The following is a 12,877-nucleotide window of genomic DNA, read 5'->3' as shown; positions in this document are numbered from 1 at the left end:
CCTTACGAACCGACGCACTGGGCAGTAATTTGTGTATATCCGATTTTCTTCACCGGCTGGTGATGGTTATCCGGCATTTGAATAAAGCAGTGTTCATTGGTCTGTGAGCCCCAGCGCACTTCCAGGCGCGAATTATCTTCCACGCCGCTGGCATACAGAGCGCCATGCAAACCGACCAGGCCGTGATTGCGGCCTTTGGCATCCCGAACGATCGCACCAACCGGCGGGGCTATGTTGCCGGGTATGACTGCATTCACCAGATAGTTGCGCCCGCTGAAAGTTTCAAACACGACTTTGCCGATGGCTTTCTCTGTAGGGACAATTTTTTTCTGTGCCTGGGGAATATCCAGACCGGCGCCAATATCGGCGGTATTCAGACTCACCACGTTGTAATGCCAGGCATCTGCCGTAGTCAGGACCGCATAGCCGTTACCGTCTATCGCCACGCCGTTTTGTTGCTGGATATGGACGCCGTCGGCATTTTGAGCCTCGACCAACACCATGGTGTCACCCGGAGAGTGCATAAGCGTAACGCCGCCTGCGTGCAGCATCGCCCCGCCGCTGATGCCCATATTCATATTCTGGTAGTTGCGCCCGGCGCTATAGCCTCCCTGAACGTTCATCTTGTCGCCTTGCCAGGCGGCGTTAACGCCGGCAGCGGAATCCTGTCGATCGGTGGTACTGCCTTGAACGCCCCAGCTCAGACGATCGTCAAATGCGGTGTTGCTGTAGCTGGTGGAGTAGCTGTCGCCATTCTGCTGGCTATGCATCACGTTGGCAGAGACAAAGCCGTGGCTGTCCATGAAATCAAATGGGATGGATAACGTCAGGTTGATACTGCGGTCCTGGTAGTCGTACTGGTTGCGGGTGTCCTGCACGTATACGCTCCAGTTGATTTTCCCCAGCGTATCGTTGTAACCCAGCTGTATCGTGCGGTCGTGACTCCCGTTGTGCCAGTAGTTTTGCTGGCTGGCGCTGACGTAAAGCGAGGCGTTATCCCACAAACGCTGATTAACAGAAACCTCAAAACGTTGGCGGCGATTATTGTAGTTACTGGTGTAGTAATGCTTTTTGTTGTGCTGCTCGCCAGGGTAACGCAACTGCTGATTGGGGTCGTCATAGGCGATGTCGTAATAACCCGAGGACCAGCTGTTATGCTCGTTAATGGTGTCGCCAAAGCTGTAATAGCCGGATGTATTGTAGCGGTAGCCAACCAGACGAAAATCCGTGCCGTACTGGTTCAGCGATTTAGAATACAGGAAACGGTAACTTTGCCCCGTGGACGCTTCTCCGCTGGCAAGCTGTGCTCGGGCGGTGGTGATATCAAAGGAGATCGCGCCAAACTGATGCAGATCCTGAGCGACCCCGGTGGCAATCGCGTTGTAACTTTCCGCCGCCAGTAAACCGCCGTACAGCGTGGTTCCAGAGCTGAGGCCATAGCTCAACGTTCCCTGGACAAAACGGGGCCGCCAGCCGCCACTGTAACCGTCACGGTATTCCCCGGCCGTAAACTGAAAACGGCTGTTATCTGCGCGCAGCATGTTCGGTACCGCCGAATAAGGCACGCTGAAATTGCGACGGCTGCCATCGGCTTCAATAACGCTAACATCCAGATCGCCACTCTGGTTGCTGGGGTTAATATCGTCGATGTCAAACGCGCCCGGCGCGACGTTTTTACTGTAGATCAGGTAGCCATTTTGCCGGATTTCGATTGTGGCATTGCTGTTGGCGACGCCACGAACGACCGGGGCAAAATCGCGTTGGCTATCAGGCAACATATTTTCATCGCTGGTGAGCTGCGCCCCGGTAAACTGGATGCTGTCGAACACATTGTCATCCGTGTAGGTTTGCCCGATGCGCAAACGGCTACGTAGCGCAACAATATTGCGCTCCACCCACGTAGAAACCGCCTGCCACTGGCGGCCTGAACCGCTGGCGTAGCTGAACGTGGACTGGTTACGGAAATGCCATCCCGCCAGGTTGATGCCGTTGGCAAAACTGGCAAAAACGGAGTCATGATCCTGACCCTGTTCGGCCAGGCGGGTGGTATTGGCGTTGTAGCCGACAAAAGCGGCATTAATCCCATCGTCGTAGGCAGACTCCGGGACAGCATCGTGTGCGGTCGAGAGCAGAAAAGCTTCCGGCACTGAAATATCAATACGCTGGTAGTTTGCATCTGCCGTCAGGCGGCTGTTTGCTATCAGCTCTGTGAGCTCAATGCAGGTATCGCTGCGGTCATCCGGGATTTTAATCCCGTATCTGCGCAGATCGTCAGCGCTTAGGCAGGGTTGTGGCTTGCCTTCTGGCTGACGTCTTTTGAAGGCAACATTGCGCGTCTCAACGAAGCTATGATCAATATAAATATCGTATTCAAACGTCCCTTCGCTAAGCCCATCATTACGGGCGATTTGCACCACGGAGGTGATATTTTGCGCACCATGCACAAAGCGGGTATTAAACTGTGGCGCACCGCTGGCGTAAGCAGGCATACACAGGACCAACGTTGACAGCGTAAAGACCCTTTCCTTAAACCGTTGCGGTTGCTTATTTTTTATCATTATTGCAACCCCTGGCTTAATAACACGATATCGAGACGTTATTGACCGCGTTAGTACCGCCGTAATCATCTACCCAGTTAAAGTCGATGTGGCTAACTTTTTGCTGCGACAGCGTAAACGTGCGTTCGCCATGAGGATTAACCATATCGGCATCAACGTTTTGGCCGTTAATATGCAATTGCGTCAGAGAAATATGTAACGGTGTCGGATTAACGGCACGCAGAGTATTTCCGTGACATTGCCACTGTAATTTCTCAACCGCTTCAGGTAGCGTCATATTCAACCCCGCAGGGCGATAAAAGAGTTTGATGCGAATTCGTTGCGCCAGTTGTAAGGTATTTTCCTCGTTTTCAATGGTGGGGATTTCCTGCACGTTAATCCACAATACTGATTCAACATCCTGGGGAAACCCGTTGCCCTGGTAAATAGCCCGTAGCCCGGCGGATTTATGGCCGTCGAGTTTCAGGATCGGCGGGGTAATTATCATTGGTAGATTGGCCGGCGTCTCATCTGGATTACCCTTATCCAGCCATGTCTGTACCATATATGGCTTGTCTGTATTATTGTTGACGTCAAACATCGCTGCTTTATCGTTCTCATTATAAATAACGCGTGTTTGACCCAAATTAATCGCGCTGTGTGCGGTGCTAACCACGCACAGCAACAGATAAAAGAAGACTTTATTCATCAGGTGCACTTTCCAGATTCAGGGAACAGTGCCATCCATAGCAATCAACGTCCGTTATTTATAAATGACGGTATAATTCATATCCGCAGTAATTGTGCCTGCCGCAGGCAGCGTTGCGCCTATTTGCTGATATTTGGCGACCAAATCAATATGTGCATCGCCGTTTTGGTCCGGTGTCAATGACACTTCATTCTGACCCGCGGAGAAATCGAGGGCGCTACCGGCATGATCCACTTCGATGCCGACATCGGTGGCAGCAACTGTTGTACGAAACGCTTCCAGAAGTTTTGTGTTACTGCCAGGGGTTTTATCAGTAAATACCACCACATAGCCGCTTCCTCCTGTAGCCCCACTGCAGTTGGTGAATTGCAACGTAAACTGAGTATCGCCGGTGGTAGAGCCTGCGCCGCCAAATAACTGGTTGGTGACTTGCGGTAATACGACGTTTGTATTTGTTGGATTGGCGGTGTTCACTACGCAGGTGCTGGCAACAATTTCACCGGTAAAATGGACCGTCGCGGTGGCTTTAGAACCTGCTCCCGCGGTGGTGGCGTAATTAGTACTTCCTGCCGCGCCAACATTAGCCGCAAACAAAGCAACCAGCGCGGTGCAGGTGAGTGTAATTTTCTTCATCATAACTCCGTTAAATTTATTATTTACCCAGAAGAGTACTTGTCAGAGGCGCAGATTCAGCCGGAGTACATCAATGTCAAAAAATGATGCAGGACTTCATTTGAAAGAAACGATTAACGTTTGTAAATTGCTCAACAAGTAATCCACTGCGGATATTATTTATTTGCGAAAAATAAGTAAACATAATTTTTTATGTGTGATGAAAGGGTGTTTCAGTAATCTTTTCAGGTTTTTTAACACGGTGTATACATGATTATAAATAACGTATGGGATTATCGTTGTGGTGCATTTAACAAAATATCAATGTTGTCATTTATTCTTTTTGGGTGTTTTGAATGAACGGGTTGATCTGTGTTGAAATTGCTGTTGTTAGATGTATAAATTCGCAGAATGTTGATATTAGCGAGATGTGATATTCATTTTTGGGTTGATCAGTTACAGTGTGTTTTTTATACCTGTAAAGTCATGTTGGTCATCTTCAGTCATCGGAGTTGCTACAATTATTTAAACTAAATTTTTGTGCTGAATTTGATTGTTCTTCATTTTTGTACATCAGAATGACGATAATTCTAAGATCCAATCAGTAAGCATTACGCTCACAATAAGCTTGCTAATCATTTTCTTGTTAATATATTCCCGTGTTATTTTTCTAAAGGATATTATATACGCTTATATATGCTACGGATTTCTCGTTGTGGGAAGGCGGCAAGTGAGAGGCTCCCGATGAGCCTACCCCAGTAAGTGACCCGGGTATTCATCATACAATTGCACTTGCTATTAGTTCATGAACTGTTATCTGTCAATGCGATTTTTGTTGCAGGTAATTATATTTTCTAATGTGGAAAATAAATCGAGCTTGATTTTAATAGTCAATAAAATCATATTGATGCTGATATCTTGTGAGGTGCTTGTCACAACTTGCCATCTTTCTTTTTACATTTGCTGACAATCTACCCTTGTGTTTTTTAAGCTTGTGATATAATTAACTTCATGAAATAAGAAAAAAACAATTAAAGATCAATCGATAATAGGTTGAGATATGCTTAAAAATTCGCTAAAGATTAGCAGTCAAGGATATCCGGTCTTTTTAAAACTGGTCGATTTCATTGTTATCAATGTGGTGTTAATTTTTAGCGCCCATCTGCTGGGTTTGGTGCCCTTTAACACCATTGCGATTTTGAGTCTTCTCTTCTCGATCTTTTTCTTACTGTTTGCTGAATACATTAAAATGTACCAGCAAAAGATTAAGACGATCGGTTTGCGTAATCAAAAACGCTTGGTTTTTTGTACGCTGCTGGCGATTTTTTTTAACGAACTGGTCAGTATGACGGTGGCTGAGCCTGAATCACTCGGCTACTTAGACAGACTGCCTTCACCGTTTTATTCAGCCATTATTTACTGGTACTTCATTCCATTACCTTTTCTATACTATATCCGCTTTTTTCTTTTCAAATACACCGCCAGAAAAAATATTCGCGTTGCTGTGATTGGGCTTACTGAGAACGGTCTGGCGGCGGAAAACGCATTGACCACTGAATATGCCAATATCAAATTAGACCTGGCATTTTATGATGAGCGCAGTCCATCCCGTTGCGGCGATGTGGTGGAGAAAATAAAAAGTCCCTTTCGCGGCTCGGTGAGCAATTTAGTTGAGGAAGCCAGGCAGGGAAATATAGACGAAATCTACATCGCTTTACCGATGGTTGCTTTACACCGAATTCGTCATTTTTTAGCGATGATGTCTGACACCACCGTAGATACCTATATTGTCCCTGACTTTTATACCTATAGTAACAACATGTCCAAGTTACGCTCCATCCACAACCTGCAAACTATCGGTATCTTCAGTTCACCGTTTGAAGGGGCGGGGTCGTTTATTAAGCGGGCGGAAGATCTGGTTCTTGGCAGCATCATTATGGTGATGATTTCCTCCCTGATGCTGGCTATTGCCATTGGTATCAAACTCACGTCCCGCGGGCCGGTGTTTTTCAAACAGGACCGCTATGGTCTTAGCGGGCAAAAAATTAAGGTCTGGAAGTTTCGTTCTATGCGCGTCATGGAGAATTCCGATACGGTTATTCAGGCCACGAAAAACGATCCGCGGGTAACCAAATTCGGGAGCTTTTTACGCCGCACTTCGCTGGATGAACTTCCGCAATTTATTAACGTTTTGCAGGGAAGTATGTCGATTGTCGGTCCCAGACCTCATGCGGTAACGCATAATGAGCAGTACCGCAAACAGGTCGAAAATTACATGATCCGCCATAAAGTGAAGCCTGGGATCACTGGGCTTGCGCAGATCAACGGTTTCCGCGGGGAAATCGATGCGCTTTATAAGATGGAAAAACGGGTTCAGTACGATATTGAGTACATTCAAAACTGGTCGTTATGGCTGGATATAAAAATCATCATTAAAACTATTTTCAAAGGATTTGTCGGTAAGAATGCATACTAAATTGATAGTGATTACCGGAATCGTGATATCGCAGCCCGCATGGGCTGATTTAACCCCGAAATCACACATTGGCTTTGCGGGAATCGACTTCCAGGGCAAGGTCGCTGTGGATTATGGTTATAATGATAACGTTTCTTATCAGCCACATAGCAGCGATGCTATTGGTTCCTCGTTTCAGAGCGCAGCGCCTGTACTGAGTATGATCGGAGAGCGTGGTCAGGATAAGTATTTACTGATGTATTCCGGAGATTATCGTAACTACTCCAGTGATTCCGCTGATAACTATAACGATCATTTTTTCCGTTTTAACGGTGCCTGGCGGTACGGGCTCAAGCATGGTCTAACCCTCAATCTGGAGGATACGCTTGGGCATGAATCCCGTGGTCGCGGTATTACCGAGGGTTTTCTCCCGGGCCAATTCGAGCAGTATGGGATTACATCTCCACTGACGACGAATTTTATCAACAGTGAATTGCGTTACAGTTACGGCGCACCTGATGGGCGTGGGAAAGCGGAACTGGCGTTGTTGTATAAAAAACTCACTTTCGGCAACACGTCTGATGTACGGGACAGCAGTGAAGACTTCTACAATTATATTCAGGAACAGGAATGGCACGAAAATAGCTTGGTGGCAGAAATTTTTGACCAGTACACATCCAGAACGCGCTTTCGCTATAGTTTTATTACTAACCAGCGTCGCTATGATAACAACTCAGAAAAAGACACTAATGAGTACTATTTGCTGTATGGCCTGAAGTCGCAGTTGACGGGGAAAACCAATGTCGACATGAATATTTCATGGCTGTATAAAACATTTGAAAACAACGCAAACTCGCATGATTTTAATGGTCTAAACTGGGACATAAAAGCGGAGTGGAAGCCATTACAACAATCAGTTTTCACGGCCCACTCTGCGCAAAGCATTAAAGACCCATCGGAAGTTGGGGGATATATTTTAGTGACCCAGTATGGCCTTTCTTACCAGCATTTCTGGTTAGGCACTCGTTTTTCTACTTTATTGGACTACTCATTCACTTCGGAAGACTATAAAAAACAGAACAAGGATCGACATGATAAAGATGGTGTGTTTAGCGTAACCATGAGCTATGACTATACGCCGTCGGTTAATTTTGAGATTAAATATCAGATAGATACATTAAATTCGAATAGGGATACTGACTCGTTTTATATCGGTCCCAACGACAATCAGGAAGTTATTAGAACGTTGGGTTATGATAATTCTATGATTATGCTTAAAGCTAAGGTTCAGATCTAAAATGAAAATAATAGAACTGTGCGCGGTTTTGCTTTTCAGTATCCTGTTGGTCGGATGCACAACGTCCAGCCCGCGATTAATGGACGATCCTGCTACTGTTCAGCAGGATTACCGACTTGGGGCGGGGGATACGGTCAATATCGCTGTTCATGGTCAACCCGATATGACGATGCGGTTTATTTTGGATAAGAGTGGGGAAATTAATTTCCCGTTTGTTGGTGCTCTTAAATTACAAGATAAAACCGTTGATCAAGTGACAAAAGAATTAACTCAACGCCTGACCGGAGATTATTTTACCACTCCGATGGTGACGGTGAGCATTGCCGAGTTCCGCAAATACTATGTTTCAGGCGAGGTGAAAAGTCCAAATGGCTTCGCCTATGAGCCAGGGCTTACCGTCGAGAAATCTATTGCGCAGGCGGGTGGGTTTACAGACCGTGCGGACCGTCAAGATATCAACATTCGTCTGTCGGGTAGCAATCAGCTGCTTGAGAATGTCGATTTAACGCACTCTGTTCATCCAGGGGATGTCGTGATTATTGGCATGGGGTTCTTCTAACGATGAAACTATCTATAGTGGAAAACGGCAAAAAACGAGAAAGCAGTGTCGAATTCTCCCGCTTTGCCAAAGAGTTGAAAAAGAACGCCTGGAAAATCGTGCTGGCCGGTATCGTTGCCGGGGTCGTCGCGTATCCATTAATCAGCATGATGTCCTCAAAGTATGTTTCAACGGCGACGGTGCTGATTAAGGCGCAAGCTGATAACGTTTCTCCGTTTCCACAGGTTGATGGTTTCGATTCAACGCGTAGTGGTTACTACGAAACACAATATGCGTTGATGCATTCACGTATTGTGCTGGAGAAAGCCATACGTGATATGAAGCTGGATGAAAACCCGGAGTTTACCGGGGAAAAAGCCGGTGCTCGGGGGGCTGATAGCAATGAAAGTCGGCAACTGAGAATGGAACAAGCGCTGAAAACGCTGGCGAAAAATCTGAATGTCATTGGTATTCGTACGACGAACCTGGCGTCTATTACCTATGAATCAACGTCCCCACAGGTTGCGGCTGACATTGCGAATGGCGTCGCGCAGGCTTTCATCAACTACACGGTGGAGCAGAAGCGTCTGAAGGTGGAGAAAGCTCGCGAACTGAATTTTGAAAAAATGGAAGAGATTCAGAAGTCGATAGCTAAGCAAAAAGACGAGATGGACAACTATCTGAAAAATGCCGGGCTGCTGACCTTCCGTGGAATCGATGGTTTTGAAACCGAGCAGTTAAGTATCGTAACCAATCGCCTGGCCGATGCAACTCAGCGTCGGGTTGCCGCTGAATCCGTCTATAACGAGGTGAACGGGGGAGGTAAGTCCATTGAGAGCGTTATCTCGCTGCCTTCGGTCTCTAATCATGCTCAGATCCAGGATTTGCGCATTGCGTTGATTCAGGCGCAACGAACGTTGTCCGAACAGCGTAAAGTCTACGGGCCAAAAAATCCCGCCATTTTAAAAGCGGAGGCCGATGTTCAGTCGATCCAAAACCAGACTGGACGAGTGTTGGGTGAGCTGAAAGTCGGTTTACGCCAGCAATATCTGGCGGCGCTGGCGGACGAAAAAAACTATCAACAGCAGGTGACTGAGCAGAAAGAGATCTTCCAGAAAATGGCGTCAAAACGGGATGCCTGGAACAGTCAAAAGCTGTCGTTAGATAAAATGGAAGACCTGTATAAATCGCTTTATCAACGTACTCAAGAGCTGTCTCTGTCCGGCGTGAATGCTGATGCGGTGTTATACGACCCTGCGGTACCCGCCTTAAAACCGGCGAAACCGAATAAATCTTTGCTGTTGCTGATGGTGGTCATGCTGGTGGTGGTGTTCAGTATCATGTATTTCATTGTTAAAGCGGCAATGGATAACTCAATCGGTACCCTCAGTCGCATGAAAAAACGGCTCAATGTTGCTCCGCTGGGTGAAATCCGTCGTTTTAGCGGAACCTCAGGGCGCGCGCAGGTGCGGGACATGATCATGAAGAACCCGCTGAATGCCGATATTGTGCACGGTATCCGTACCCGGATTATGCTGGATAATCGACCTTTACAGACGCTTGCGGTGGCGTCGACGGAGCACGGCGATGGGCGTTCTTTGTTGGCGAATCTGTTAGCTAACTCTTTTAGTTTCGACCAGAAAACACTGCTTATTGATGCGGATTTCTTTAACACTGACGGGCTCTCTTCTGAACTGGCGTCGGCAACATCCGCAGGTTTGGCAGAACTGTTACGCGGGGAGGTTCAGCTTGAACAGGCGCGGATTACGCTCAGTGATCATCTCGATTTTATTCCGCACGGCAAGACAACCATCTCTTCTCTACTAATGCTGTCGTCGGGGCACGTTGAGCCCTTAATGCGCGAACTGAAATCGCACTATCAGCGCATTATTATTGATGTCGCTGCTGTGAATCAGAGTCAGGATGTTCAACTGATTAAACGCGCCGTTGATGGGGTGATTTTCATCGTGAAAGCCGGGACGGGGTCCGCCGGGCAAATCGCCAACGCGCTGGATAAGCTGGAAGAAAATAACGGCGTGGTAATTGGCGCGGTACTCAATGCGGTTGAAGAAAAAGATCTTGAGACGCAAGAAGGTCTGCGTTCACTGAACTTCAGTACCGATCAACTGATGACCACGCCAGGCCGCGTATGAGTCTACTGAAGAGCGCTTCCACAATAGCCGGTTCATCAGTCATCTCGCAGTTGATTGGTGCACTGTCTATTTGGTTGATTTCACACAAGTACGATATGGCTGAGGTGGGGCTTTATGCACTCAACTACAGCATCGCCGTGGTGGGCGCTCAGGTATGTACCTTTGCATCACAGCTGTTAATTCCTAAACAGCAGGATGACGAACTGGTACAGAATGTTGTGTTTTGCCTGATCCAAAGCACGATCATTGCCTTACCTTACGCCGTGCTCACCGCGTGGCTGTTTCACCAGAACATCCTGTTTCTCTATTTGCTGACGTTGGCAACGGCGTGGGTTTTGATCTCGGAAAACCTGTCGCTACGCACGGCCAACTTTCGTTTTCTGATTTTCCAGCGTATTTCTGTTTCAGTGGTGGTATTACTTTCGGTTCTGATTACGCATTATGTACAGCTGTTTTATTGGTCGTGGGCCTGCGCGACGATGGCGCTGACCATAAGCTGTATTTTGCATTCGTTTGATATTCGTTCGGTGGCAGCCAGACATCTGCGACCCGCCAGTAATTGGCATTTTTTCAAACAGAATATTCATCACATTACCAAAGTGGGCAGTGCGGAAGTGCTGGCGATGGCCAGCAGCAATTTGCCGATTATGCTGATTAACTTTTGGTTCTCGGCGCTGACGGCGGGTTATTTTTCCGTGGTTAGCCGCTTTTGCCTGGCACCGGTGGTGATCATCGGCAACGCGGTACGCAATACTATTTTCTCCAAGTGGTCTATCGACTTCAGAAATAATACCTTTAACTATCAGGAATATACCAGGGTACGTATGCTATTGCTGGTACTAGGGGTTATCTGTACCCTTGGGGTTTTTATTTTCTATCCGATTGTGATGCGCCTCGGTTTTAGCGAAGACTGGATTAACTCCATTGAGACGTCGCGCTACATGTTGCCCTATTTATTCCCTGCGCTGGCGATAAGCCCTCTGACGGTGATAGAACTTATTTTTGGTTCCCATCGCTATTTTCTGCGTATCCAACTGGAACAGCTGGCGATTGTACTATTCGCTTTTGTCGTGACGCCCTATTTTTATAAAGATTATGCAACGTCGGTCATCTTGTTTTCTTCACTGACATTTATTCGCTACGCCTTCATTTATCTGAAAATGAATAAGCGAGCCAATCTCCTGAAAGACAAGCCGGTGATAATATGACACTGAATACCGGATACTATTTACAGGTTTATACTTTTGTCACGCTGATCCTGTGTGGCTTGGTGCAATACTTTACCGGTATGCAGTCAGTGCTGTGGATACCTTTTTTCCTCACCTTATTGATGGTGGGATTATTGGTGATGCAGACGCGTGATGGCTCGCTGCAACTGGATGCGCAAGAGACGATTGTTCTGGCGTTGTATTTCTCGTTCCTGGTACTGGCTGGGACATCGACGCTGATTCAGGGCGGGATCACCGTCGCGATTGTGGCATTCAAAAACGAAATTGCATTGTCGCTGGTGATGATCTGTTTGCTGCTAGGGTTTTGCCGGGAGTCGCAGATTTATCGTGTAACACGCTATCTGTACTGGGTTTTTTATGCGCAGATCCCGGTAATGATTTATCAGGTTTTACTGGTCGTTCCCCAGCGCGTCGCGGTGCGCGGCGAAGATGAAAAATGGGACTCCGTGGTTGGCACGTTTGGCGGTGACCCCATGGGGGGCGGGAATACTGCCGCAATGGGGCTGTTTTGCCTGTTAATTATGTTGTTAAAAGTCTCCGAATATAAGCATGGGCTCACCACGTTCAAATCCATGGCGCTGCATATTGTTCTCGGTATCGGGTTATGCATAATTGGTGAAGTTAAGTTTGTCATCCTGCTATCGCCAATATTCCTGGCGTGGGTGTGGCTCTCACCGAGCTACGTCAAAGACGTTAGTAAGGTTAATCTGAAGACGTTATTGGTTATTGTGGCGGGAATGCTGTTGCTCATTAGCCTGTCGATTGTGATCCTAGCGTACTATTATTCTACGGCGTTCGGTGGCGATCCATCGAAAAGCTCGTTAAGTATTTTTATCGACTCCTTAAGCTATATCTTTGATCCAAACTACATTATGTCTACCGGTGAATTAGGGCGCTTTACGACGTTCCTGTTCTGGTTGAAAAATAACGATCTGTGGGGGCTTTCAGGAACGTTATTTGGCTACGGACTCAACGCCACTAACAGTGGTAGTACGGTGTCGCCGGGATTTTTGAATATTATCTACAACTTAATTCTCGACTCGACTTCCCTGAGTATGCTGCTGTGGGAAGTGGGGGCGATTGGTACATTACTCTTTGTTAGCTTATTCATTTATATCCTGAAAGTTTGTCAGCCAAAGCCATTACTGAGACTTGAACAACTGGACCAGCAGGATCTCCAGTTGCTGAGTTTTGCACCGGCGTTTAACGCTTTTGCTATCAGTTGCTTAATTAGCTTACCTTACAGCCAGATACTGATGATTACACCGATGTTACAATACCTGTTCTATTTATCACTAGGTGCAAGTTTAGTGATTCGTCGAACCGTCCTTCGCTGCGTAGGGTAAT

9 protein-coding genes are annotated in these 12,877 nt (G+C 47.0%); 6 read left to right on the top strand and 3 right to left on the bottom strand.

Translation table 11 applies throughout. The features are described from left to right. Window positions 1–2: 2 nt before the first annotated feature. From OGV89_RS10915 to OGV89_RS10905, 3 genes are read right to left on the bottom strand one after another with little or no spacing between them, the layout of a single operon-like run. Window positions 3–2,558, bottom strand: a complete 2,556-nt coding sequence (locus OGV89_RS10915; protein WP_286558631.1) for a fimbria/pilus outer membrane usher protein — start codon at window positions 2,556–2,558, stop codon at window positions 3–5. A 16-nt stretch (window positions 2,559–2,574) separates the two neighbouring features. Next, entirely contained in the window at window positions 2,575–3,246 is a 672-nt protein-coding gene (locus OGV89_RS10910; RefSeq protein WP_003846002.1) for a fimbrial biogenesis chaperone, read from the bottom strand. A gap of 54 nt (window positions 3,247–3,300) precedes the next feature. Further along, the gene (locus OGV89_RS10905; RefSeq protein WP_003037185.1) at window positions 3,301–3,879 is read right to left on the bottom strand and encodes a fimbrial protein; all 579 of its coding nucleotides are present in this window, start codon (window positions 3,877–3,879) and stop codon (window positions 3,301–3,303) included. A 1,039-nt stretch (window positions 3,880–4,918) separates the two neighbouring features. On the opposite strand from OGV89_RS10905, the gene OGV89_RS10900 reads away from it, so the two are divergent. The 6 genes from OGV89_RS10900 to OGV89_RS10875 are packed head-to-tail and all read left to right on the top strand — an operon-like array spanning window position 4,919 to window position 12,876. Then, window positions 4,919–6,334, top strand: a complete 1,416-nt coding sequence (locus tag OGV89_RS10900; RefSeq protein ID WP_003846001.1) for an undecaprenyl-phosphate glucose phosphotransferase — start codon at window positions 4,919–4,921, stop codon at window positions 6,332–6,334. Beyond that, on the top strand, window positions 6,324–7,610 hold the full coding sequence (locus OGV89_RS10895; protein WP_003839728.1) for an outer membrane beta-barrel protein: 1,287 nt from the start codon (window positions 6,324–6,326) through the stop codon (window positions 7,608–7,610). Before OGV89_RS10900 ends, OGV89_RS10895 begins: the two co-directional genes overlap by 11 nt. A 1-nt stretch (window position 7,611) precedes the next feature. After that, on the top strand, window positions 7,612–8,169 hold the full coding sequence (locus OGV89_RS10890; RefSeq protein WP_003037180.1) for a polysaccharide biosynthesis/export family protein: 558 nt from the start codon (window positions 7,612–7,614) through the stop codon (window positions 8,167–8,169). A 2-nt stretch (window positions 8,170–8,171) separates the two neighbouring features. Further along, entirely contained in the window at window positions 8,172–10,301 is a 2,130-nt protein-coding gene (locus OGV89_RS10885; protein WP_286558629.1) for a GumC family protein, read from the top strand. Next, entirely contained in the window at window positions 10,298–11,509 is a 1,212-nt protein-coding gene (locus OGV89_RS10880) for a lipopolysaccharide biosynthesis protein (RefSeq protein WP_032938083.1), read from the top strand. Before OGV89_RS10885 ends, OGV89_RS10880 begins: the two co-directional genes overlap by 4 nt. After that, complete coding sequence (locus OGV89_RS10875; protein WP_048217225.1) at window positions 11,506–12,876, top strand: hypothetical protein; 1,371 nt, start codon at window positions 11,506–11,508, stop codon at window positions 12,874–12,876. Before OGV89_RS10880 ends, OGV89_RS10875 begins: the two co-directional genes overlap by 4 nt. Window position 12,877 lies beyond the last annotated feature (1 nt).

Origin of the sequence: Citrobacter sp. Cf125, assembly GCF_030333935.1 — a bacterium.
GTDB lineage: Bacteria > Pseudomonadota > Gammaproteobacteria > Enterobacterales > Enterobacteriaceae > Citrobacter > Citrobacter freundii.
The sequence above is the reverse complement of the archived record's forward strand: the minus strand, read 5'-3'. Positions and strand labels throughout refer to the sequence as shown.

Excerpts from the sequence above, each read along its gene's own strand:
- OGV89_RS10895 (WP_003839728.1), top strand. The coding sequence starts at position 6,324 with ATGCATACTAAATTGATAGTGATTACCGGAATCGTGATATCGCAGCCC.
- OGV89_RS10890 (WP_003037180.1), top strand. The coding sequence starts at position 7,612 with ATGAAAATAATAGAACTGTGCGCGGTTTTGCTTTTCAGTATCCTGTTG.
- OGV89_RS10885 (WP_286558629.1), top strand. The coding sequence starts at position 8,172 with ATGAAACTATCTATAGTGGAAAACGGCAAAAAACGAGAAAGCAGTGTC.
- OGV89_RS10910 (WP_003846002.1), bottom strand. The coding sequence starts at position 3,246 with ATGAATAAAGTCTTCTTTTATCTGTTGCTGTGCGTGGTTAGCACCGCA.
- OGV89_RS10880 (WP_032938083.1), top strand. The coding sequence starts at position 10,298 with ATGAGTCTACTGAAGAGCGCTTCCACAATAGCCGGTTCATCAGTCATC.
- OGV89_RS10915 (WP_286558631.1), bottom strand. The coding sequence starts at position 2,558 with ATGATAAAAAATAAGCAACCGCAACGGTTTAAGGAAAGGGTCTTTACG.
- OGV89_RS10905 (WP_003037185.1), bottom strand. The coding sequence starts at position 3,879 with ATGAAGAAAATTACACTCACCTGCACCGCGCTGGTTGCTTTGTTTGCG.
- OGV89_RS10900 (WP_003846001.1), top strand. The coding sequence starts at position 4,919 with ATGCTTAAAAATTCGCTAAAGATTAGCAGTCAAGGATATCCGGTCTTT.
- OGV89_RS10875 (WP_048217225.1), top strand. The coding sequence starts at position 11,506 with ATGACACTGAATACCGGATACTATTTACAGGTTTATACTTTTGTCACG.